The organism is Micromonospora sp. MH33 (assembly GCF_003013775.1).
In the GTDB taxonomy this organism is placed as follows: domain Bacteria; phylum Actinomycetota; class Actinomycetes; order Mycobacteriales; family Micromonosporaceae; genus Micromonospora; species Micromonospora fulviviridis.
In genome coordinates, this window is record NZ_MUYZ01000085.1 from 1 (window position 1) to 22,249 (window position 22,249).

The following is a 22,249-nucleotide window of genomic DNA, read 5'->3' on the forward strand; positions in this document are numbered from 1 at the left end:
GGCGGCCGCCGCGCGGACCGGCTCGCGCAGCGTCCCGGGTTCCGGCACCACGGGTACGGCGAACCGCTCGGGGTCGCGGCGCCGGGCGGTGCCGGCCGGCGCGGTCCAGGTGGCGGTGGCCTCGGCCCAGCCGCCCTCGCGGCCCCGACCGGAGTGGCTCTCCTCCTTGGCGGTGGCCCGGCGGCGGGTCAGCCCGGCGAGCAGGCCGGTGCGCTCCTCCCCCTTGCCGGCCATCGCCTTGTTCAGCGCGGCGGCCTGGTGCTGCTCCCGGCTGCGCTTGCCGAGGTGGACCGAGAGCCGGACCAGCAGCGCCACCACCACCAGCAGCACGCAGACCAGGTAGCTCAGCACCACCCAGGTCTTCGCCGACCGGCCGGCGTTGAGCCCGTGCAGCAGCGCGAACGGCCAGGAGACGTACGCCATGGAGTGCAGCGCGCGCCAGAACCACTTCGGACCGACGCCGGCGAACCGGACCCGCACGATGCCGGTCCAGAGCACGCCGACCATCAGCAGCGCGGCCACGGTGCCCAGCCCGACGTAGAGGCCCCGGCCGCCGAGGAACGGCACCACCGCGTCGGTCGGCGCGGCCCGGCCGGTCGAGATCTTGGTGATCACGTGGAAGACCAGCCCGGCCACGCCGAGAACGCCGGTGGCCCGGTGGGCCGACTGGAGCAGCACCCGGTGCCGGATGAGCAGCACCAGCCGGTCGGTGGCGAGCAGCCCGAGCATCACGGTGAGGCTGAGCGAGACCAGGGCGACCACCCCGGCGAAGAACTCGGTGAAGAAGAATCCGTACGAGTACATGACGGTGCCGGCGCCGGCCAGTTCCAGGCCGGCCCAGGCGACGGCGAGCGCGGACGCGGCGAGCGCCACCATCGCGGACCTCGACATCGTCCGGGCACCACGGCTGCTGCTGGTGGTCCGGACGGTCGTCGCGTTCTCGTTCTGCTCTGCCCGGGCCATCTGCTCCTCGATCGTCTCGCGGCGGCGCCCCACCGGCCGACCCTGCTCCGTCCTCCAGTACGGAAGGGACGGCACGGGCGGATCACCTCCGGTGCGAATTTCTCGGCCGGTCCGTCGAACCCTGCGCCGGGGCGCGTGTAGCGCGTTTCGCAACGACGCATGTCCATGCGTTGACAGGTCTTGCAACACGCTTGTAACCTTGCCGAAAATTTCAGTCCGACTTGCAAGAAGTCGGCACTGATCCTTTCCCCCGCGCCGCACCCCCTCAGGAGTCCCGATGCATCGACGTCGATGCCGTTCGGCGGCCCTCGCCCTGGGCCTGGCCGCCAGCCTGCTCGTCCCGACCACCGTGGCGGCTCCCCCGGCCGCCGCCTCCACCCCCGGCAGCAAGAAGGTCATCGTCCAGCTCTTCGAGTGGAACTGGACCTCGGTGGCCAACGAGTGCACCACCGTGCTCGGCCCGAAGGGCTACGGCTACGTCCAGGTGAGCCCGCCGCAGGAGCACGTCAAGGGCAACCAGTGGTGGGTGGCCTACCAACCGGTCAGCTACCGGATCGAGTCCCGCAAGGGCACCCGCGCCCAGTTCCAGGCGATGGTGAACACCTGCCACAACGCCGGCGTCAAGGTGATCGTCGACGCCGTGGTCAACCACATGTCCGGCCAGGACAACGGCGGCACCGGCTGGGCCGGCAGCACCTACGGCCACTACGACTACCCGGGCACCTACGGCTCGCAGGACTTCCACTACTGCGGCCGCAACGGCAACAACGACATCGCCAACTACGGCGACCGGTACGAGGTGCAGAACTGCGAGCTGGTCAACCTCGCCGACCTGAAGACCGAGTCGGACTACGTGCGCACCCGGCTCGCCACGTACCTCAACGACCTGCTCTCGCTCGGCGTCGACGGCTTCCGGCTGGACGCCAGCAAGCACATGCCGGCCGCCGACATCGCCGCCATCAAGGGCAAGCTGTCCCGCTCGGCGTACCTCGTGCAGGAGGTCATCTACGGCGCCGGCGAGCCGATCCAGCCGACCGAGTACACCGGCAACGGCGACGTGCACGAGTTCCGGTACGGCAAGGACCTGGCCCGGATGTTCAACAGCGAGCGGCTGGCGTACCTGCGGAACTTCGGCGAGTCCTGGGGCTACCTGCCCGGCGGCTCCGCGGTGGTCTTCACCGACAACCACGACACCCAGCGCGACGGCGGCGTGCTGACCTACCGCGACCGCGGCGAGTACGCGCTCGCGAACGCCTTCATGCTCGCCTGGCCGTACGGCACCCCGGCGGTGATGTCGAGCTACACGTTCAGCAACAAGGACCAGGGCCCACCCTCGGACGCCAGCAACAAGACGTCGAACACCACCTGCTACTCGGGCTGGGAGTGCGAGCACCGCTGGCGGGTGATCGCCAACATGGTCGGCTTCGCCAACGCCACCCAGGGCGCCGGCGTCGCCAACTGGTACGACAACGGCTACCAGCACATCGCGTTCAGCCGGGCCGGCAAGGGCTACCTCACCCTCAACGACGAGGACTTCGCCATCACCGGCCGGTCCTACTACACGGGGCTGCCCGCCGGCCGCTACTGCGACGTCATCCACGGCGACTTCAGCAACGGCTCGTGCAGCGGTCCGGTGATCACCGTGGACGCGAGCGGCTGGTTCGCCGCGACCGTCAACGCGCACGACGCGATCGCCATCCACCTGGGCGCCAAGCTGTCCTGACCGGCTCCGGCGGCGCGATCCGACCGCCCCCCACCCAACCCGGAGGCCCCCCGCACCGCCGTTTCGCGGCGCGGGGGGCCTCCCGCCCGATTACAGTACCAATCGTGCTGTTTGACCGATTGTTCTCGCGCTGGGCGCTCGGCTGGCTGCTCGCCGCGGTCGGCGTACCGGTGCTGCTGGCGGCCGCGCTGCTGGTCGGGCGCGCCCTTACGGCCGGTCCGGCCCCGGCGCCGGTCGCCGCCGCACCCACCGCGGCGATCCCGCCCGCTCCCGACGAGCCGAGTCCGTCCCCCGAGGAGTCCGTGCCGGCCGCCGCGCCCGCCCCGGACGACCTGCCGGTGGTCACCTACGACCCGGCACCCGGCGGGTTCCCCGCCGACCCGGGCCCGGCCGACACCCGGCCGCTGGCCGAGGGGCTGACACCGACCCGGACCGTGGCCGCCTACGACGCGCCGGGCGGCCGTCCGCTGGCCTTCCTCGCCCCCACCATCAGCGGCGTCGAGCTGACCGTGCCGATCGTCGAGCGGCGGGTCGGCTGGACCGCGGTCCTGCTCCCCTCGGCCAACCGCCGGATCGCCTGGCTGCCGGAAGGCGGCTGGAGCACGGCCGCGCTGCCCGACCAGATCGTGGTGGAACGCCGGCCGCACCGGCTCACCTGGTTCCGGGACGGCCGCGCGGTGCGCTCCTGGGAGGTCAGTCTCGGCATGCCCGGCCAGTCCACCCCGCTGGGCCGCACCTTCGTCCTGGGCCGCACCCCGCCCCCGCAGGACGTCTACGGCGGCGTGGACATCTTCGCCCTCGGCGCGATCCCCGACGACCCGGGCGCGGTGCCGACCGGGCTGCGCGGCGCGCACATCGGACTGCACAGCTGGTACACCGACGACACGCTCGGCAAGAACGTCACCAACGGCTGCATCCGGCTCACCCGCAGCGGCCAGCGGCAGCTCCTCGCCGCGCTGCGCCCCGGCACCGCGGTCGTGGTGGTGGACCAGCTTCCCGCCCCGCCGGCCACCGCCTGAGCCGGCTCAGTCGCCGAGCAGCCAGCCGTTCTCCTCGGCCACCCGGACCGCGTCGGCCCGGTTGCGGGCGCCGGTCTTGCCGATCGCCGCGGAGAGGTGGTTGCGCACCGTCCCCTCGGAGAGGTGCAGCGTCGCGGCCAGTTCGGCGACCGTGCCGCCGCCCCGGGCCGTGCGCAGCACCTCGGTCTCCCGTTCGGTGAGCGGGCTCGGCCCGGTGGCCAGCGTCTCCGCGGCGAGCGTCGGATCGACCACCCGCAGCCCCGCGTGCACCCGGCGGACCGCGTCGGCGAGCTGCCGGGCCGGGGTGTCCTTGACCACGAAGCCGTTCGCGCCGGCCTCCATGGCCCGCCGCAGGTAGCCGGGGCGGCCGAAGGTGGTCACCACGAGCACCCGGCAGCCGGGCAGCGCGGCCCGCAGCGCCGCGGCCGCCGCGACCCCGTCCAGGCCGGGCATCTCCACGTCGAGCAGGGCCACGTCGGGCCGGGTCCGCAGCGCCGCGGGCACCACCTCGTCGCCCCGTCCCACCTCGGCCACCACGGTCAGGTCCGGCTCCATCGACAGCAGCGCGGCGAGCGCGCCCCGGACGAGTGCCTGGTCGTCGGCGAGCAGCAGCCTGATCGGCTCGGTCATCCGGTCGCCCCCCGTCCGGTGCCGGGCAGCGTCACCCGGAGCAGGAAGCCGCGCCCACCGCGGGGGCGACCGACGGTGACCGTGGCGTCCAGCCGCCGGGCCCGCTCGTGGAGCCCCACCAGGCCGTGGCCGGCCGCCTCCGGCTCGCCGGCCGGCCCCCGGCCGTCATCGCGGATCTCCACGGCCGTCGGGTCGACGCGGATCTCGCAGCGCCGGGCGCCGCTGTGCCGGACCACGTTGGTCACCCCCTCGCGGACCGTCCAGCCGAACAGCTCGTCCCGCTCCGCCGGCAGTGCCGGCGCCGTCTCCGGCAGGTCGGCGGCGATGCCCGCGGCGGCCAGCGCCGAGCGGGCGCCGGCCAGCTCCGTCGCCAGGTTCACCCCGCGGTACGCCCCGACGGTGCCCCGCACGTCGGCGAGGGCCTGCCGGGCCAGCCGCTCGATGTCGGCGATCTCGGTGGCCGCCTTGGCCGGATCCAGCTCCAGCAGCCGCCCGGCCAGCTCCGCCTTGACCGCCACCACGGTCAGCGAGTGCCCGAGGATGTCGTGCAGGTCCCGCGCGGTGCGGGCCCGCTCCTCGGCGACCGCCAGCCGGCCGATCTCCTGCTGGGCGGCCTGGAGCTCGGCGTTGCGCTGGGCCAGCCGGCTCACCCCGAACATCGCGAACGAGGCGAGCACGACGGCGAAGACCACCGTCCCCTCGGCCTCCCAGCCGGGCACCAGCGCCGCCGTCACCGGCGGGGTGAACGCGGCCAGTACGACCACCAGCAGCGCCTCCCGCGACGGCAGCAGGAACACCGCCGCCGCCGCGACGAAGACCAGTGTGGTCAGCCAGTCCCCCTCGGTCCCGGGGATGCCGGCGAGGCCGAGCCCGAGCAGCGCCGCCAGGGCCGTCCAGGCCCGACCGCGGGGGATGTTCCGGTGCGCCTGCCGCCGGCCGCGCGCCCACTCGAACACCCAGACGTAGAGCAGGCCGAAGGCGACCAGGGTGACCGCGCCCAGCACCCGCCGCCAGACCTCGGGCTGGTGCAGGGCGGTGAGCAGCGGGATGTTGAGGAAGAAGAGCCAGACCGCGGCCAGGAGCCAGCCGGTGATCCGCCAGCGGCGGCTCACCGGCCGGCTCTGGTCGCGCGGCAGGCCCACGGTGAACACGCTAACCTCCGCGGCCCCGCGTCAGACGCGGGTGGTGTCGCGGCGGAACAGCCGGGCCGCGCCGAGGCCGAAGAGGGCGGTCCAGCCGGCCACATTGCCGACCGCGACCCAGTCGAGCCCGGCTCCGGTCAGCGGCGCCCGGGCGAGCTGGCCGACGCCGTACACCGGGGTGAACTTGGCGATCTGCTGGAGCGCGTGGGGCAGCACGTCGAGCGGGACGAACAGGCCGCCGAGCATGGCCAGGACGGCCAGCACCGGGCCCATGAACTGCATGACGTTCTCGGCCGGGGCGAGGTAGCCGACGAAGAGGCCGAGTGCGGCGAAGACGAGGGAGCCGATCCAGGCGGTCAGGCCGGACTCCACCCACACGTGTGCCGGCAACCGGACCCCGGAGGCGGCGCCGACGGCGAACTCCACCAGCACGCCGAGCAGGCCGAGCACCATGGCGGTGGCCACCTTCGTGGCCACGTACGCGGCCGGGCGCAGCGGGGTGAGCCGCAGCTGCCGGCTCCAGCCCAGCGCCCGTTCGGTGGCGACGGCCGCTCCGGCGCTGGTGGTGGCCACCATGGCCGCGTAGACGGCCAGGCTGATCATGATCCAGCCGGTGACCGGCAGGCCGTTGTCCAGGTTCTGGCCGCGCTGCGGCAGGCCGAACAGCAGGAAGAACACCGCCGGCATGACCAGGATGAAGATCAGCGTGCGGCGGTTGCGCAGCACCCGGCGGATCTCGATGCCGAGCACGGCGGTCGAGAAGCCGCCCAGGGCGGGGGGCCGGCGGTTCCCGGCCCGGTGGGAGGAGGTGGTGGCGGACGGGGCGGTGACGGTCATCTCAGGGCTCCGGGTTCGGCGCGGTCGGCGGTCAGGCGGCGGTGGTGGTCAGGGCGAGGAAGGCGTCCTCGAGGTTGCGCGAGGTGATCTCCAGGTCCCGGGCCCGGGTCCGGGTCAGCAGGTGCCGGGCGACAGCGTCGGAGTCCTCGGTGTGGACCAGCACGGCGTCGCCGCGCACCTCGACCGACTGCACGCCGGGCAGCGCCGCCAAGGCGGCCTGGTCGGCGCCGGGCAGGGTGGCTCGGACCACCCGGCCGGCGGCCAGGTTCTTGATCTCGGCGGTGGTGCCGTCGGCGACCACCCGGCCCTGGCGGACCAGCACGATCCGGTCCGCGTACGCGTCGGCCTCGTCCAGGTAGTGGGTGGCGAACAGGACGGTGCGGCCGGAGCGGGCGTCGGCCCGGATGGCCTGCCAGAAGTCCCGGCGCCCCTCGACGTCCATCCCGGTGGTCGGCTCGTCGAGCACCATGAGGTCGGGGTCGGGCAGCAGCGCCAGGGCGAAGCGCAGCCGCTGCTGCTGGCCGCCGGAGCACTTGCCCACCGGGCGGTCGGCGATGCCGGCGATGCCGGCCCGCTCCAGCACCTCGGTGGCCGGCCGGGTGTGGCCGTAGAAGTGCGCGGTCATCCGTACCGTCTCGCCGACGGTGAGGTCCTTGAGCAGGCCGCCGGTCTGCATCACGGCGGCGACCCGGCCGAGCCGGACGGCCTCGGCGGGCGTGCCGCCGAAGAGCCGGACGGTGCCGGCGTCCGGGCGGGCCAGCCCGAGCAGCATGTCCACGGTGGTGGTCTTGCCGGCGCCGTTGGGGCCGAGGAAGGCCACCACCTCGCCCGGGGCGATGCGGAGGTCGAGCCCGTCGACGGCGGTCACCGGGCCGAAGGTCTTGGTGAGTCCGGCCAGCTCGACGGCAGGGTGCGTGTCGGTCATGACAACGATGCTCCGGGGACCGGCGGTCCGGTCCCCGGAGCGGCCGTCATCTTCCGACCGTGACATTTGTCAGGGGTCGGCGCTCAGTGTCCGCCGCCGTCCCCCTCGCGGGCCCGACGGGGCAGCAGGAACGCGCCCGCCACGGTGACCAGCAGCAGGCCCAGCTCGGCGAGAAGGGTGACCCGAACGGCGTGCGACACCGAGTCGGTCAGCCCGTCGAAGAAGACCGTGCCGAGCAGCGCCACGCCGAGCGCGCCGCCGAGCTGCTGCACGGCGGTGAGCGTGCCGGACGCCGAGCCGGTCTCCGCCTCCTCGACCCCGGAGAGCACGATGTCGAAGAACGGCGCCATGACCAGGCCCATGCCGAAGCCGACCGCCAGCAGCGCGGGCGTCATCCGCCACGGGGTGACGTCGGCGCCGGTCAGGGTGAGGGTGAGCAGCATCCCGGCGACGCCGGCCAGCACCACCCCGAGTCCGAGGTGGATGAGGCGCCGGCCGAGCCGCTGGGCCAGGCCGGCTCCGGCGAGCACGAAGGCGGCCACCATGCCGAGCGCCTGGGGCACGCCGGCCAGCCCGGCGCGCAGCGGCGACCAACCGAGGCCGAGTTGGAGGTAGAGGCTGAAGACCAGCGAGAAGCCGGCCAGCGCGGTGAAGAAGGCCAGCCCCGCGACCAGACCGCCGGTGAAGGCGCGGCGGCGGAACAGGGCGGGCACCACCAGCGGGTCCCGGCCGGCCCGCTGCCGGCGCTGCTCGTAGCGGGCGAAGACGGCCAGCACGACGACCGCGCCGGCGAGCATCGCGAAGCTCCACGCGGGCCAGCCCAGCTCGCGGCCCTGCACGAGCGGGTGGACCAGCAGGAACACCGCGACCGAGAGCAGCGCGACGCCGGGCAGGTCGAGCCGGGTGGCGTGGCCGGGGCGGGAGGCCGGCAGGAAGCGGGCCGCACCCAGGGCGGCGAGCAGGCCGAGCGGGACGTTGATGAGGAAGATGGCGCGCCAGCCGGTGCCGGCCAGGTCGGCGTGGACCAGCCAGCCGGCCAGGATCGGGCCGCCGACCGCGGAGATCCCCATCACCGGGCCGAACGCGCCGAAGGCGGCGGCGAGTTGCTCCGGCGGGAACATCTCCTTGATCAGGCCGAGTCCCTGTGGGAGGAGCAGCGCGCCGAGCAGGCCCTGGGCCACCCGGGCCGCGATCAGCGTGCCGGGGCTGCCCGCGAGCGCGCAGGCCGCCGAGGCGGCGGTGAAGCCGAGCACCCCGATCAGGAACATCCGGCGGCGGCCGTACAGGTCGCCGAGGCGGCCGCCGGTGACCAGTCCGACGGCCATGGCTAGGGTGTAGCCGGCGCCGATCCACTGGATGACGGTGGGCGAGCCGCCGAGGTCGGCCCGGATCGCGGGGCCGGCGAGGTTCGTGACCAGCACGTCGAGCAGGTCCATCACCTCGGCGGTGAGGATCACCGCGAGGGCGATCCAGCGCCAGCGGTGACCCGCGACGGCCGGCGCCGCGGGGTGCGGCGCGGTGAGTTCGGTGGTCAAGGATCCCCCGATCGGAAGCGAACACTGTTCGTTGACGAACGCTGTTCTATCAACGAACGGCGTTCGCAGCAAGTACGATGTTCGCGTCCGCCCGATCCCGGAGGTCGTCCGTGAGCGAAACCCCCGCGCCCCCGTGGCGTACCCGGCCGCGCAGCCGGGCGACCCGCCGGCCGCTGAGCCAGCAGGCCGTGGTCGACGCCGCCCTCGCCCTGATCAACCGGGAGGGGCTCGGCGCGCTGAGCATGCGGCGGGTGGCCCAGGAGCTGGGCACCGGCCCCGCCTCGCTCTACGCCCACGTCTCCGGCAAGGAGGAACTGCTCGAACTGCTGGTCGACCGGGCCAGCGCCGAGATCGTCGTGCCGGACCCGGAGCCGGCCCGGTGGGCCGAGCAGATCCGGGAGGTGGCCCTTCAGGCGTACCGGGTCTACGCCACCCACACCAACCTGGCGCTCGCCTCGCTCGCCACCATCCCGACCGGCCCGAACGCACTGCGGGTCACCGAGGGGATGCTCGCCATCCTGCTCGCCGGCGGGGTGCCGCCCCGCCAGGCGGCGTGGTTCCTCGACCGGCTCTTCCTCTACATCGCCGGCGACGCCTACGAGGGCGCCCTCTACGCGGAGAAGGTGCAGGCCTCCGGGCAGGACCGGGAGACCTGGTGGGCCGGGCTGTCCCAGCAGTTGCGCACCTACTACGGGAGCCTGCCCGCCGAGACGTACCCGAACGTCAGGAGCCACCTGGACGACCTCATGGAGGGCGGCGGCGACGAGCGGTTCCTGTTCGGCGTCGACCTGCTGGTCCGGGGCGTCGCCACGTACGTCCCCAGCGCGAGTGAGGGCGGCCGGGCCGGGTAACCCCCGCCCGGCCCAGTCGTCGCGGCACCAGGGAGGTCAGGGCATGGGCACACCAACGGGACGGGTCGACACGGTCGTGCTGATCCACGGCCTCTGGATGACCTCACGCAGTTGGGAGCACTGGTCCGACCGGTACGCGGCGCGCGGCTTCAAGGTGCTCACCCCGGCCTGGCCGGGAATGGACGTCGAGGTCGAGCGGCTGCGGGAGGACCCGACGCCGATCGCCGCGCAGCGGGTCACCGGAATCGTCGACCACTACACGGCGATCATCCGCGGACTGCCCCGCCCGCCGATCATCATGGGGCACTCGTTCGGCGGCCTCATCGCCCAACTGCTGATGGACCGGGGCCTCGGCGCCGCCGTCGTCGGCCTGCACCCGGTGGCGGTGAAGGGCGTGCTGAAGCTACCGCTCAGCACCCTGCGCTCCGGGTTCTCCATCCTGCGGAACCCGGCGAACCGGCACCGCGCGGTGCCGTTCACCCGCGAGGACTTCCGGTACACCTTCGGCAACACCATCAGCGCGGAAAACTCGGACGCCGCCTGGGAGCGGTACGCGGTGCCCGCCGCGGGCCACGTCTTCTTCGAGGGTGCGTTCGCCAACGTGGACCCGAAATCGGCGACGGCGGCCGACACCAAGCGGTCCGACCGGGCGCCGCTGCTGGTGACGGCCGGCGGCGAGGACCACGTGGTGCCGCCCTCACTGGCGTCCTCGTGCGCCAACCTCTACCGCGGCTCGACGGCGGTCACCAGCTACCGGGAGTTCCCGGGTCGGTCGCATTTTGTGGGCGGCGAGCCGGGCTGGAAGGAGGAGGCGGACTTCGCGCTGGAGTGGGCCGTGGAGGCGGCGAACGAGTTCTCGCCCACCGTCGTCAGCACGGCCCCCCGCCGCCCCTGACCTTGCGCGACGGGGCGGGCAGTGACCCAGGGCGTGGCAAGTGGGCCGACTTACGGCAGCACCGAGCGGTCGGAACTAACCTCACGGAGCGGTGACGCCTGGCGTGGTAAGGGCTGCCATGCCGGTCCGACCAGCGTCCGCCACAGGAACTCGAACGCCAGCGCCCAGATGAAGGCGCTCTGCTCGTTGTTCGCCGCCGCGCCGTGCCCGCCTTCGACGTTCTCGTAGTACGCCACCTGGTGGCCGTGCTCGCGCAGCCGGGCCGCCATCTTCCGGGCGTGCCCGGGATGCACCCGGTCATCGCGCGTCGAGGTGATCAACAGGACCGGCGGGAACCGCCGGTCGCCGCGGACGTTGTGGTACGGCGAGTACTCGCGCAGGTAGGCCCAGTCCTCCTCCCGGTCCGGGTCGCCGTACTCGGCGATCCACGAGGCGCCGGCCAGCAGCAGGTGGTAGCGCCGCATGTCCAGTACCGGCACCTGCGCGACGACCGCTCCGAACAGCTCCGGGTAACGAGTCAGCATCACCCCCGCCAGCAGCCCACCGTTGCTGCCGCCCTCCACGCCCAACTGCTCGGGCGTGGTGATCCCGCGCGTCACCAGGTCGGCGGCCACCGCCGCGAAGTCCTCGTACGCCCGGAGCCGGTTCTCCCGGATCGCCGCGCGGTGCCACTCCGGGCCGTACTCCCCGCCGCCGCGGATGTTCGCCACCACGTACGTGCCGCCGCGGGCCAGCCAGCCGCGCCCGATGACCCCGTCGTAGCCCGCGGTCATCGAGTGCTCGTACCCGCCGTAGCCGGTGAGCAGCGTCGGCCCGCCGGGCCCGCCCGGATCCCCGACCACGAAGTACGGCACCCGGGTACCGTCGGCGGAGGCGGCGAAGAACTGGCGGACCGTCAGGCCCACCGCGTCGAAGTACGCCGGCTCCCGCTTGACCGTCTCCGTCGTGCCGCCGACCCGCCCGAGCCGCAGCGTCGACGGTTGCAGGAACCCCTCCGCGGCGAGCAGATAGTCGTCGCCGTGGTCCGGGTCGGTCTCCACGATCTGGCTGTGCTCGGACTCCGGCACCCCCGTGAGCGGCTCGCGCCGCCAACCCGTCCTGTCGGGTGTCAGCACCTCCAGCCGGCTCCGCACGTCGACGAGGGTGGCCAGGATCAAATGGTTCCGGGTCCAGACGTGGTAGCTCAGCGTCGTGCGGCTGTCCGGCCGGAACAGCACCGTCAGCTCCCGCCCGCCGGCGAGGAACGCGTCGAACCGGGTCGCCAGCAGCGCGCCCGCCGGGTGCGTCATCCCGTCGACCGTCCACGACGATCGCAGCCTCACCAGCAGCCACTCCCGGTGCACGTCCCACCGCGCGTCCTCGGGCACATCGATCCGGGTCCGCTCGCCGGCGTCGGTGAGCAGGTAATTCTCGGTGCGGTAGAAGTCCAGGCTGCGGCCCACGAAGTCGCGCTCGAACCCGGGGGTCGGGTCGTGCGAGGCGTAGACGCCGATGTCGTCCGGGCGCCCCTCGTGTACGACGGCGGCCTCGGTCAGCGGGGTGCCCCGCCGCCAGCGCTTGACGACGCGCGGATACCCGGAGGTGGTGAGCGACCCGGGCCCGAAGTCGGTGGCGACGTAGATGTGGTCGAAGTCGATCCAGCAGACGGTGCTCTTGGCCTCGGGCAGGCTGAACCCCTCTGCGACGAAGGCACGGCGGGCCAGGTCGAACTCCCGCACCACGACCGCGTCGGCGCCGCCGCGGGACAGGCTGATCAGGCAGCGCTGGTAGCCGGGGCGAAGCACCGTCACCTGCTGCCAGACCCAGTTCTCCCCCTCCTCGACGGCTAGCGCGTCCAGGTCGATCAGCACGTCCCACTCGGGCTCGGGCCGACGGTACTGGTCGAGGGTGGTGCGCCGCCACAGCCCACGCGGATGGGCCGCGTCGGTCCAGAAGTCGTAGCAGAGATGGTCGCCGCGCCAGCGGGGGTAGGGAATGCGGCCGTCGGCATCCAGCACCTGCCGGATCTCAGTCCGCAGAGCGGTGAACCGCTCGCTCCCGGTCAGCGCGGCGATGGTCTCCGCGTTGCAGTCCCGCACCCACCCGGCGGAGTCCGCACCATCGAGGTCCTCCAGCCAGAGGTACGGATCATCACCCTCGTCAATCAGAGCCGCCATTTCGCAACTATCGGGCAGGGGGCGACCGGTATTCATGCCCCTGCCCGTGTCGGCATGGCGACTCAGAAGGACGTGATATCAAGGAAGAGTCGAATTGATATCATCGACGGGATGTCGCTACCGGAGGAGTTGCCGTGAGCCGAACGATCCTTGATGTCGATGACGAGCTACTCGCCGAGGCGGCCAAGATCCTCGGCACCACTACCAAGAAAGCCACCGTCAACGCCGCGCTCAAAGCTGTCGCCGACCGTGAGAAGCGGCGGCAGTTCGCCGACTGGCTCAAGAGCGGAGGGCTGCCCGATCTGACGGGCCCCGTCGAGACGGCCGAGCCGGACGCGGCGTGAATCGAGAGCATTACCTGCTGGACAAGTCGGCCCTCGCCCGCTGGCCCAAGCTACGCGTGGCTCCGGTGCTCGACGAACTCTCCGACCGAGGGCTGCTTGCGGTGTGCGGGGCGGTCGAGATAGAGGTCATCCACAGCGCCCGCACTGCCAAGGATGCACAGCGGGCCCGATGGATGCTGAGCGGCTTCCGATGGCTGTCGATGCCCGACGAGGTCTGGGATCGCGCAATCGACATCCAGGTGCAGGCGTTGCACAAGGGCAACCACCGGGCGCTCTCCATGGCGGATCTGCTGATTGCCGCCACCGCCGAACGGCACGACCTCACCGTCCTCCACTACGACGGCGACTTCGACCTGATCACCGCGATCACCGGGCAGCCCACCGCCTGGGTGGTTCCCGCTGGAACGGCCGACTAGGTCAGACAGCAGGAGGCGTCTCGTCCTCGTCGGTGACCACGCAGCCGAGCCGGGCCGGGGGCGGCAGCACCGAACCGACGGTCCACCTCAGTTGCGAGGGCGAGAGCGGGCCGTCGACCCCCGCGCGTCAGAGTTCCGAGACCCAGTACGGGACGACGTCCATCCAGCTGTTGCCGCCCGCGCCGTACTTCCGGCGCTGCTGGTGGTGCTCAGCGTGCCGAGTAGTTGGTGTCCCCGTCGTCCTCCATCATGACGACATCGGCCAGGTTGTACTTGTGCGCGCACGCTCAACTGCTCGCGCAGGTCGGGGTGGGCCAGGCGCATCCGCAGCAGCGAGCCGGTGCCGGCCGGCAGGCCCTTGGCGGCCAGCAGCCGCTGGGCAGGGACACGGCGGCGCGACAGGGACCCTCCGGCCGGGTGTGGCACCGACTTGGACGGGTATGACGGGGATATGAGGGCGAGCTTCCGGCTTGGCCGGATCGCGGGTGTACCCGTCGGGGTCAACTGGAGCGTCCTGGTCATCTTCCTGCTGATCGCGTGGGCGCTGTCCGCCAGCCAGTTCCCCCGCGCGTACCCGGGCCACTCGGTCGTGGCGTACGTCGCCGCCGGGCTGGCCGCCGCGGTGGTCTTCTTCCTCGGTCTGCTCGCCCACGAGGTGGCCCACGCGGTGGTCGCCAAGCGCAACGGCATCGAGGTCGAGGGGATCACGCTCTGGCTCTTCGGCGGCGTCTCCGAGCTGAAGGGCGAGGCCCGCGACCCGGGCGCCGAGCTGCGCATCGCCGGCGTGGGGCCACTGGTCAGCTTGATCATCGGGCTGTTCTTCGGCGCGATCGCGGCGCTGCTCGCCCTGGCCGGCGTGCACGGCCTGCTGCTCGGCTCGCTGTCCTGGCTGGCCGGCATCAACGTGCTGCTGGCGGTCTTCAACGTGCTGCCGGCCGCCCCGCTGGACGGCGGACGGCTGCTGCGGGCGGCGGTGTGGAAGGCCACCGGCGACCGGACGAAGGCGTCGGTGGTGGCGGCCCGGGCCGGCTGGGTCCTCGGCGCGCTGCTGATCGGGCTGGGGCTCTGGCAGTTCCTGGCCGGCAGCGGGGTGGGCGGGCTCTGGCTGGCGCTCATCGGCTGGTTCCTGATCGGCGCGGCCGGCATGGAGGAGCGCCAGGCCCGGATGGGCAGCGCGCTGCGCGGCATCCGCGTCGCCGAGGTGATGACCCCGCAGCCGCAGACCGCCTCCGGGGAGATGACTGTCGCCGACTTCGTCGACCACTACCTCTTCGCGTACCGGCACTCGGCGCTGCCGCTGACCGAGGAGGGCCGGCCGGTCGGGCTGGTCACCCTCGACCGGGTCCGCGGCATCGCCCCCGACCGGCGCGCCGCGACCACCCTGGCCGAGGTCTCCTGCCGGGCCGAGGAACTGGTGCTCGCCAACCCGGACGAGCAGCTCACCGACCTGCTCCCCCGGCTCAGCCAGTGCGCCGACGGCCGGGCGCTCGTGGTGGCCGACCAGCGGCTGGTCGGGATCGTCTCGCCCAGCGACATCAGCCGCGCGGTGCAGCGCGGCAGCATGCGCGAGCAGATGACCGCCGGCCGCTCCTAGCCCTCGCAGGTCAGTATCGCGGGAAGTAACGGTCCAGCAACGCGGTGCGGAACTTGCCGGCCGGGTCGAACTCCCGCAGCAGGGCGCGGAAGCCGTCGTGGCGGGGATAGGCGGCGGCCGGGTCGCGGGTGAAGAGCTTGCCCCAGTGGGGGCGCGGGGCGAATGGCGCGAGCCGCTCCTCCACCTCGTCGAGCACCGGCGCCACCGCGGCCGGGTCGCCGACCCAGGTGAAGTGGACGGCCAGGCTGTCGCGCTCGTGGTTCGGGCTCAGCCACAACCCGTCGGCGGCCACCGTACGCAGCTCGCAGACCTGGAGCACGGCGGCGATCCGCTCGGCCGCCGGGTCGAGCGCGGCCAGCGCCGCGGCGCCGTCCGAGCGGGCCAGGTGCCACTCGGACTGGAGTTCGTCGCCGCTGCTCGGGGTGAAGCCGAGCCGGAAGTGCGGCAGCCGCTCGTGCCACGGCCCGGGCACGCCGAGCTGTTCGGTGCAGTTCTGCGCCGGCATCCCGGGCACCGGGTGGCGGGGCGTGTCGGCGGTCCGGGTGTCCAGCCAGTCCGCCGGGGGCGGCGGCTGGTCGGCCCGCTGCTTGAGCCACACCTGGTCGAACCGGGGTGACCGCCAGCCGGTGAAGACGCTGACGCTGTAGGCCGCGCCGAGCGCGTCGTCCAGGGCCGCGCGGGGCAGGCCGAGCCGGACGTACTGCCGCACCTCGAAGGCGGGCACCACGTCGAGGGTGAGCCGGGTGACCACGCCCAGCGCGCCGAGGTGGACCACCAGCCCGGCGAACCGGGGGTCGGCGCGGTCCACGGTGAGCAGGTCGCCGTCGGCGGTGACCAGTTCCAGCGCGGCCACGGCGGTGGCCAGGTTGCCGTGGGCCGGTCCGGAACCGTGGGTTGCGGTGGCGACCGCGCCGGCCACCGAGATGTGCGGCAGCGAGGCGAGGTTCGCCACCGCGTACCCCTCGGCGTGCAGCGCGGTGGCCAGGTCGCCGTACCGCAGCCCGGCGGCGACCGTGACGGTGCCCCGGTCGCGGTCGAGCACGATGGTCGGCGGCAGCCCCGCCACCGACACCTGCACGCCGGTGGTGTCGCCGAGCCGGTTGAACGAGTGCCCGGTACCGACCGCCCGGACCCGGTCCGCGCCGGCCACCAACCGGCGCAGCTCGTCCAGGTTGGACGGCCGGTGGTGGGCCCGGGCCGACCAGGTGACGTTGCCCGCCCAGTTGGTGCCGGTCACGCGGTGGCCTCCCGATCGGTGTCGGTCTCCTCGTCCGCGCCGGCCGGCCGGGTGCGCGCGTCGGTGAACCGGTCGCCCGCGTACCGGGCCAGCGCCGCCGTCACCTCGTCGGGATTCTCCCGCACCTGGGTCAGGTCGAGCAGTTCCACCCCGGGACGGCCGTCGCGCGGATGCCGGGCGGTGACCGGCAGGCCCGGCGGCAGCCCGGCCCCGGGCACACCGACCAGCCGGCCCGCGTCGTCGAGGGCGAGCGCCGCGAACTGCTCCCAGCGGTACGTCCCGCGCAGGCCCGGCCGGCGCACCTCCAGCCCCTCCGGGCCGAGTACGCAGCGGAACGGCCGCAGGGCGCCGACCAGCACCTTGACGCCGATCGCCACGATTCCCAGGGCGACCAGCATCCGCAGCACGGGCCCGTCACCGGCCACGGCGAGCACCATCACCCCGCCCGCCACGCAGACGAGGGCCAGCGGCAGGACCCCTCGGTTGCGGTGCAGCTCCACGTCGTTCCCCCGTTCCCGTCCCCGGTGTCCGGGTGCATCATCCGCCAATCGCGCAAGGAGCGGTTGCCCCGCCGCCCGGTAGGGCACCCTGTGGACATGAGCAGCTACCGCGACCCGACCCTCCGCGGCGACGTGTATCCGTCGGAGGAGGAGATCGACCCGACCGGCGTGGGCCCCGAGCCGGCCGGGGCGGCGTACGCCACGGCCCCGGCGCCGCCGCCGACCCCGGAGCCGGAGCCCGACCCGATCCCCCATCCGGGGCCGCCGCCCCGGACCGCCGGGGGACGGTCGGTCGCCGGCTGAGCGGACCGGCTCACAGCGCCGCTCTTCGTTCGCGACTGCGGGGCTCGCAAACCCGGCTCACTCCTCGCGCTCACACCTGCCGCATCACCTCGGCCGCGACTGCAGGGCACGCAAACCCGGCTCACTCCTCGCGCTCACACCTGCCGCATCACCTCGGCGGCGACCAGCTCCAGGTGGTCCAGGTCGGTCAGGTCGAGCATTTGGAGGTAGACCCGCTCGCTGCCGATCTCGGCGTACCGGCCGAGCTTGTCGACGACCTCGGCGGGCGTGCCGGCGGCGCCGTTCGCACGCAGCTCGGCGGGCTCCCGGCCGATCGCCGCGGCGCGCCGGGCCACCTCGGCGTCGTCCCGGCCGCAGCAGAGCACCAGGGCGTTGGACCAGATCATGGTGGCGGGATCCCGGCCGACCTCGGCGCAGGCGTCCTTCACCCGCTGGAACTGCGCCGCCGAGTCCTCGACCGGGGCGAACGGCAGGTTGAACTCGTCGGCGTAGCGGGCCGCCAGGCGGGGCGTCCGCTTTGGGCCCGTGCCGCCGAGCAGGATCGGCGGGCGCGGCTGCTGGACCGGCTTGGGCAGGGCCGGTGAGTCGCTGACCGGGTAGTACTTGCCGGGGAAGTCGAAGGTCGACCCGGCCGGCGTCTCCCAGAGCCCGGTGATGACCGCGAGCTGCTCCTCCAGCCGGTCGAACCGCTCCCCCAGCGGCGGGAACGGGATGCCGTACGCGGTGTGCTCCTCGGCGAACCAGCCGGTGCCGATGCCCAGCTCGACCCGGCCGCCGCTCATCTGGTCGACCTGGGCGACGGTGATGGCGAGCGGGCCGGGGAGCCGGAAGGTGGCCGCGGTCATCAGGGTGCCGAGCCGGATCGTCTTGGTGTCCCGGGCCAGGCCGGCGAGGGTGGTCCAGGCGTCGGTCGGGCCGGGGTCGCCGCTCACCGAGCCCATCTTCAGGTAGTGGTCGGAGCGGAAGAAGGCGCCGAAGCCCGTCTCCTCCGCGCGGCGCGCCACGGCGAGCAGCTGGTCGTAGCCGGCGCCCTGCTGGGGTTCGGTGAAGATCCGCAGTTCCATGCCCCGAGCATAGGAAGCGGTGCGGCCCGCCGCGCCCGCGCCTCGTATTCCTTGACAGGCATATGACCCTCCGGGCATATTGGGCACGTGTCCGGGGATGCCTTCGCCGTGCTGGCCGAGCCCACCCGACGCCGCATCCTCGACCGGCTGCGCCGGGCGGAGAGCAGCGTCGGCGACCTCGTGGCCGCGCTCGGCATGACCCAGCCGGCCGTCTCCAAGCACCTCAAGGTGCTGCGCGAGGCCGGCCTGGTCACCTGCCGCACCGCCGCCCAGCAGCGGATCTACCGCATCGACCTCCGCCCGCTGCGCGCCGTGGACGACTGGCTCGGGCCGTACCGGCGGATGTGGACCGACCACCTCGACGCCCTGGAACGCCATCTCGACAGTCAGGAGTGACCATGGACCGCGACAGCTTCCGGCCCGGCCCGCTCGCCGACGTCTCCTGGGCGGCGGCCGGCGACCGGTGGGACCTGATCCTCCTCCGCGACCTGCGGCATCCGCCGGAGAAGGTGTGGGCCGCGCTCACCGAGCCGGACCGGCTCGCCCAGTGGGCGCCCTTCCTGGCCGACCGCGACCTGGGCACGCCCGGCGCGGTCACGCTGAGCACCGTCGACGGCGACCGGAGCTGGCCGGCCCCGGCCACCGTGCGGCGCGCCGAGCCACCCGCCCTGCTGGAGTACACCTGGGGCGACGGCCTGCTGCGCTGGGAGCTGGCCGGCACCGCGACCGGCACCCGCCTGACCCTGCGGCACCGCTTCGACGACCGCACGCTGGGCGCGAGCATGGCCGCCGGCTGGCACCTCTGCCTCGACGTCGCCGGCCACCTGCTCGACGGCGACCCGGTCGGCCCGATCCGGGGCGCCGAGGCGAAGGAGTTCGGCTGGGACGACCTGCGCGCCGCGTACGACGAGCGCCTGACGGACTGACCGGTCAGCGCACGGCCGCCGGGGCGTCCGGCAGGGTGATCGCGGTGGCCGCCCGGCGGATCGGCTCGGTGACCCGACGGATCATCCGCTCCCGGCCGGGCAGGCGCGGCATGAGGCGCAGCATCAGCGTCTGGAACCGGATCTGCGCGGCCGAGGAGAGCACCATCCCCTTGAGGTTGCGCTCGGCCAGCAGCTGGTTCGCCGTGACGAACGGGCGCATCCGGCGCTCGTAGCCGGCGAACCCGGCGACCGGGTCCCCACCGGCCCCGGCCAGCGAGGCGGCCAGCACGTACGCCCCGACCAGCCCGAGGCTGGTGCCCTGCCCGGAGGCCGGCGACGGGCCGTAGCCGGCGTCGCCGATCAGCCCGATCCGGCCGGTGGACCAGCGGTCCAACCGCACCTGGCTCATCGGCGCGAAGTAGAAGTCCGGCGCGTCGGCGGCGGCGGCGAGCAGCTCGGGCACCCGCCAGCCGGCCCCGTCGAAGGCCCGGGCCAGCGCCGCCCGCTGGGCGGGCAGGTCCCGGTGGTCCGGCTCCTCGGCGGGCGAGGGGAAGAGGAACAGCGCCCGGGCGTCCGGAGCGCCGCCGGTGCGGTAGACCCCGACGGTCCGGCCCGGCGCCGGGTGCATCAGCTCGACCCGCTCCTCGCCGAACCCGGCGGGGACGGTGCAGATGGCGATGTGGTGCCCGAGCGGGCGCAGGTGCGCCGCGGCGGGGCCGAACGCCAGCCGGCGTACGGTCGAGTGCAGCCCGTCGGCGCCGACCACCAGGTCGAAGCGGCGGCGCCCGCCCCCGGCGAAGGTCACGTCCACCCCGTCGGCCGCCGGGTCGAGCGCGGCGATCGAGTCGCCGAAGAGGTATTCCACGTCGGGGGTGGCGTCGACGAGCAGCCGGGCCAGGTCGCCGCGCAGCACCTCGACGTCGTCGCCCTCCCGGCCGCCGAAGAGCGCGGCGTCCATGGTGGCCAGTTGCGCGCCGGACGCCTCCACGAAACGGGCCAGCCGCATCCCGGTGTCGCGCCGGCGCACCTCGTCCAGCAGGCCCATCCGGTCCAGCACGGTCAGCGCCGCGCCGCGGACGTCCACCTTGTAGCCCCCGTCGCGCAGCGCCGGGGCGCGCTCGACGACGGTCGGCCGGAAGCCGTGGCGGCGCAGCCACCAGGCGAGCGTCGGGCCGGCGACACCGGCGCCGGAGATCAGGACATCAGTCATGCCACCGACGGTACAAGGGTGTTAGACGTTTGTGCAAGACGCTTGTTCAAGTAATCCGCTACGCTGCCGGCATGGGAAATCGGGAGGACCTGCTCGCCGGGGCCAAGCGCTGCCTGATGGAGAAGGGCTATGCGGCCACCACGGCCCGGGACGTGGCCGGCGCCGCCGGGACCAGCCTGGCCGCCATCGGCTACCACTTCCGCACCACAAAAGCGCTGCTCAACGAGGCGCTCGTGGAGGCCATGGCGGAGTGGGGCGAGGAGCTGGAACGCGCCCTCGCCAAGGACGCGGGGCCGGAGGCCACGCCCGAGCAGCGCTTCGAGGCGGCGTGGGAGCAGATCATCGAGTCGTTCGCCCGGCTACGGCCGCTCTGGGCCGTCCAGTTCGAGCTGATCGCGCAGCTGGACCGCGCGCCCGAGCTGCGGGAGGCGTTCGCCGGGGTCACCCGACAGGCCCGGCTCGGGCTGGCCCAGGTCTTCCACCGGCTCGACCCGGCCCTCGACGAGTCGACCGCGCTCGCCCTCGGTGCCTTCCACCAGGCGCTGATCGGCGGCGTCGCGGCCCAGTGGCTGGTCGACCCGGCCGCGGCGCCCTCGGCGCGGGAGCTGACCCGCGCGCTGCGGGTCCTCGCCGCCGAGTTCCGCGACGGTCAGGGCTGACCGAGGCCCGCCTCCCGGGCCCGGACGATGGCCTGGGCACGGTCGGCCACCTGGAGCTTGGCCAGCACGTTCGACAGGTGGTTGCGGACGGTCTTCGGGCTCAGCGTAAGGCGCCGGGCGATGACCACGTTGCTCAGCCCCTGGGCGACCAGGTCCAGCACCTCGCGCTCCCGGTCGGTCAGCTCGGGGAAGGGGGCGGCTCCGGCGCCGCGCGCCCCCGACAGGTAGCTCACCGCCCGGCTGGCGATGACCGGGCCGAGCAGCACCTCGCCGTTGGCCACCGCCCGGACCGCCCGCTCCACCTCGGCCGGGGCGGCGCCCTTGAGCAGGTAGCCCCGGGCCCCGGCGCGCAGCGCCGCGAAGACCCAGTCGTCGTCGTCCAGCATGGTCACCACCAGCACACCGACCCCCGGGTGCCGGGCCACGATCTCCCGGGTCGCCGCCACCCCGGAGCGGCCGCCCAGGTGCAGGTCCATGATGATCACATCGGGTCGGTGCTGGTCGGCGACCAGCAGCGCGGTGTCCGCGTCGGCCGCCTCGCCGACCACCTCCAGCCCCGCCGTCGAGGCCAGCAGCGCGCTCATGCCGAGCCGGAACACCGGGTGGTCGTCGACCACCGCGACCCGGATCGTCTCCCCGGTCACGGGACCACCGCGAACGGCTGCCCGGCCTCGTCCGCCGCGACGTCGCCGGACAGCCGCGCGGCCGGTACCCGGACGGTGACCGTGGTGCCGCCGTCCGGCCCCGGCGCGACCACGCACACCCCGCCGATCCCCTCGGCCCGCTCCCCCATCGAGCGCATCCCGATCCCGGCCGGCGTACCCGGCACGATGCCGCGACCGCCGTCCTCGACCCGGAGCGTGAGCCCCTCGTCGTCCCGCTGCACGGTCACCCGGCAGTCCGTCGCGCCCGCATGCCGGTGCGCGTTGCGGACCGCCTCGGAGACGATCCCGTAGATCGCGGTGGCCACCGGCTCCGGCAGCGGCAGCGGCTCGGCCGCCACCTGGACGGCCAGCCCGGAGCCCGCGTACCGCTGGGCCAGCTCGTGCAGCGCCGGGGCGAGACCGCGCTCGCCCAGCACCGGCGGCAGCAGCCCCCGGGCCAGGTCCCGCACGTGCTCCACCCGCTGGTCGGTCTCGTCGCGCAACCGGTCCAGCAACCGGCCGGCCGCCTCGGGATCCACGGTGAGCAGGTTACGGGCCGCCGCCAGGCCCAGCGCCACCCCGGCCAGCGCCGGGCCGAGCCCGTCGTGCAGGTCCCGGCGCAGCTTGCGCCGCTCCTCCTCGCGCGCCTCGGCCAGCCGGGCCCGGGAGGCGGCCA

At 73.9% G+C, this 22,249-nt stretch carries 24 protein-coding genes; 11 read left to right on the forward strand and 13 right to left on the reverse strand.

What is annotated here, in order from left to right; all coding sequences use genetic code 11:
- Positions 1-996 (reverse strand): ferric reductase-like transmembrane domain-containing protein (locus B0E53_RS15515; protein ID WP_281492865.1); only part of this gene is annotated, 996 nt, incomplete at its 3' end.
- 244 nt (positions 997-1,240) lie between these two features.
- On the opposite strand from B0E53_RS15515, the gene B0E53_RS15520 reads away from it, so the two are divergent.
- Both B0E53_RS15520 and B0E53_RS15525 read left to right on the forward strand, forming a co-directional pair.
- Positions 1,241-2,686 (forward strand): alpha-amylase family protein, encoded by a 1,446-nt coding sequence (locus tag B0E53_RS15520; RefSeq protein ID WP_107076718.1) that lies wholly within the window; start codon positions 1,241-1,243, stop codon positions 2,684-2,686.
- A 104-nt stretch (positions 2,687-2,790) separates the two neighbouring features.
- Positions 2,791-3,705 (forward strand): L,D-transpeptidase, encoded by a 915-nt coding sequence (locus tag B0E53_RS15525; protein WP_107076719.1) that lies wholly within the window; start codon positions 2,791-2,793, stop codon positions 3,703-3,705.
- Positions 3,706-3,711: 6 nt separating this feature from the next.
- Here the strand turns inward: B0E53_RS15525 and B0E53_RS15530 are convergent, their stop codons facing one another.
- The 5 genes from B0E53_RS15530 to B0E53_RS15550 all read right to left on the reverse strand — a co-directional run bounded on the left by B0E53_RS15530 (position 3,712) and on the right by B0E53_RS15550 (position 8,774).
- Positions 3,712-4,335: a response regulator transcription factor gene (locus tag B0E53_RS15530; protein WP_107076720.1), complete on the reverse strand. Its 624-nt coding sequence runs from the start codon at positions 4,333-4,335 to the stop codon at positions 3,712-3,714.
- Positions 4,332-5,486, reverse strand: coding sequence for a sensor histidine kinase (locus B0E53_RS15535; RefSeq protein WP_107076721.1), 1,155 nt, complete (start codon positions 5,484-5,486; stop codon positions 4,332-4,334). Before B0E53_RS15535 ends, B0E53_RS15530 begins: the two co-directional genes overlap by 4 nt.
- A gap of 21 nt (positions 5,487-5,507) precedes the next feature.
- Positions 5,508-6,314: an ABC transporter permease gene (locus tag B0E53_RS15540; protein ID WP_107076722.1), complete on the reverse strand. Its 807-nt coding sequence runs from the start codon at positions 6,312-6,314 to the stop codon at positions 5,508-5,510.
- A 31-nt stretch (positions 6,315-6,345) separates the two neighbouring features.
- Positions 6,346-7,239, reverse strand: a complete 894-nt coding sequence (locus B0E53_RS15545; protein WP_107076723.1) for an ABC transporter ATP-binding protein — start codon at positions 7,237-7,239, stop codon at positions 6,346-6,348.
- Between the two features lie 83 nt (positions 7,240-7,322).
- Positions 7,323-8,774 (reverse strand): MFS transporter, encoded by a 1,452-nt coding sequence (locus tag B0E53_RS15550; protein ID WP_246835421.1) that lies wholly within the window; start codon positions 8,772-8,774, stop codon positions 7,323-7,325.
- 110 nt (positions 8,775-8,884) lie between these two features.
- Between B0E53_RS15550 and B0E53_RS15555 the strand changes: the two genes are divergently transcribed.
- Positions 8,885-9,625: a TetR/AcrR family transcriptional regulator C-terminal domain-containing protein gene (locus B0E53_RS15555; protein ID WP_107076724.1), complete on the forward strand. Its 741-nt coding sequence runs from the start codon at positions 8,885-8,887 to the stop codon at positions 9,623-9,625.
- A gap of 43 nt (positions 9,626-9,668) precedes the next feature.
- Positions 9,669-10,520 carry an alpha/beta fold hydrolase gene (locus B0E53_RS15560; RefSeq protein ID WP_107076725.1) on the forward strand — a complete coding sequence of 284 codons (852 nt, stop codon included), beginning with the start codon at positions 9,669-9,671 and terminating at the stop codon, positions 10,518-10,520.
- Between the two features lie 50 nt (positions 10,521-10,570).
- Here the strand turns inward: B0E53_RS15560 and B0E53_RS15565 are convergent, their stop codons facing one another.
- A complete protein-coding gene (locus B0E53_RS15565) occupies positions 10,571-12,676 on the reverse strand; it encodes a prolyl oligopeptidase family serine peptidase (protein WP_107076726.1) in 2,106 nt (701 codons plus the stop codon).
- A 134-nt stretch (positions 12,677-12,810) separates the two neighbouring features.
- Between B0E53_RS15565 and B0E53_RS15570 the strand changes: the two genes are divergently transcribed.
- From B0E53_RS15570 to B0E53_RS15580, 3 genes are all read left to right on the forward strand, one after another.
- A complete protein-coding gene (locus B0E53_RS15570; RefSeq protein WP_107076727.1) occupies positions 12,811-13,020 on the forward strand; it encodes a type II toxin-antitoxin system VapB family antitoxin in 210 nt (69 codons plus the stop codon).
- Positions 13,017-13,436, forward strand: coding sequence for a PIN domain nuclease (locus B0E53_RS15575; protein ID WP_107076728.1), 420 nt, complete (start codon positions 13,017-13,019; stop codon positions 13,434-13,436). The genes B0E53_RS15570 and B0E53_RS15575 overlap by 4 nt, the downstream gene beginning before the upstream one ends.
- Positions 13,437-13,887: 451 nt before the next feature.
- On the forward strand, positions 13,888-15,030 hold the full coding sequence (locus B0E53_RS15580; protein WP_107076729.1) for a site-2 protease family protein: 1,143 nt from the start codon (positions 13,888-13,890) through the stop codon (positions 15,028-15,030).
- 10 nt (positions 15,031-15,040) lie between these two features.
- Here the strand turns inward: B0E53_RS15580 and B0E53_RS15585 are convergent, their stop codons facing one another.
- Together B0E53_RS15585 and B0E53_RS15590 are read right to left on the reverse strand one after the other, a co-directional pair.
- Positions 15,041-16,267, reverse strand: coding sequence for an FAD-binding protein (locus B0E53_RS15585; RefSeq protein ID WP_107076730.1), 1,227 nt, complete (start codon positions 16,265-16,267; stop codon positions 15,041-15,043).
- Positions 16,264-16,767: a PH domain-containing protein gene (locus tag B0E53_RS15590; protein ID WP_107076731.1), complete on the reverse strand. Its 504-nt coding sequence runs from the start codon at positions 16,765-16,767 to the stop codon at positions 16,264-16,266. The genes B0E53_RS15585 and B0E53_RS15590 overlap by 4 nt, the downstream gene beginning before the upstream one ends.
- A 96-nt stretch (positions 16,768-16,863) precedes the next feature.
- Here B0E53_RS15590 and B0E53_RS15595 point away from each other — a divergent pair, with 96 nt between their 5' ends.
- Complete coding sequence (locus B0E53_RS15595) at positions 16,864-17,070, forward strand: hypothetical protein (protein WP_246835423.1); 207 nt, start codon at positions 16,864-16,866, stop codon at positions 17,068-17,070.
- Between the two features lie 134 nt (positions 17,071-17,204).
- Here the strand turns inward: B0E53_RS15595 and B0E53_RS15600 are convergent, their stop codons facing one another.
- Positions 17,205-18,134, reverse strand: coding sequence for an LLM class F420-dependent oxidoreductase (locus B0E53_RS15600; RefSeq protein WP_107076732.1), 930 nt, complete (start codon positions 18,132-18,134; stop codon positions 17,205-17,207).
- An 87-nt stretch (positions 18,135-18,221) separates the two neighbouring features.
- Between B0E53_RS15600 and B0E53_RS15605 the strand changes: the two genes are divergently transcribed.
- On the forward strand, positions 18,222-18,530 hold the full coding sequence (locus B0E53_RS15605) for a metalloregulator ArsR/SmtB family transcription factor (RefSeq protein WP_107076733.1): 309 nt from the start codon (positions 18,222-18,224) through the stop codon (positions 18,528-18,530).
- Between the two features lie 2 nt (positions 18,531-18,532).
- Complete coding sequence (locus B0E53_RS15610; protein ID WP_107076734.1) at positions 18,533-19,060, forward strand: SRPBCC family protein; 528 nt, start codon at positions 18,533-18,535, stop codon at positions 19,058-19,060.
- A 4-nt stretch (positions 19,061-19,064) separates the two neighbouring features.
- Here the strand turns inward: B0E53_RS15610 and B0E53_RS15615 are convergent, their stop codons facing one another.
- Positions 19,065-20,270, reverse strand: coding sequence for an FAD-dependent monooxygenase (locus tag B0E53_RS15615; protein ID WP_107076735.1), 1,206 nt, complete (start codon positions 20,268-20,270; stop codon positions 19,065-19,067).
- Between the two features lie 71 nt (positions 20,271-20,341).
- Between B0E53_RS15615 and B0E53_RS15620 the strand changes: the two genes are divergently transcribed.
- Positions 20,342-20,929 (forward strand): TetR/AcrR family transcriptional regulator, encoded by a 588-nt coding sequence (locus B0E53_RS15620; protein WP_107076736.1) that lies wholly within the window; start codon positions 20,342-20,344, stop codon positions 20,927-20,929.
- On the opposite strand, the gene B0E53_RS15625 is transcribed toward B0E53_RS15620, so the two are convergent.
- Together B0E53_RS15625 and B0E53_RS15630 are read right to left on the reverse strand one after the other, a co-directional pair.
- On the reverse strand, positions 20,920-21,573 hold the full coding sequence (locus tag B0E53_RS15625; protein WP_281492866.1) for a response regulator transcription factor: 654 nt from the start codon (positions 21,571-21,573) through the stop codon (positions 20,920-20,922). The genes B0E53_RS15620 and B0E53_RS15625 overlap by 10 nt on opposite strands.
- Positions 21,570-22,249, reverse strand: a 680-nt coding sequence (locus B0E53_RS15630) for a histidine kinase (RefSeq protein WP_281492867.1), incomplete at its 5' end; no start/stop codon positions are given. The genes B0E53_RS15630 and B0E53_RS15625, both read right to left, overlap by 4 nt.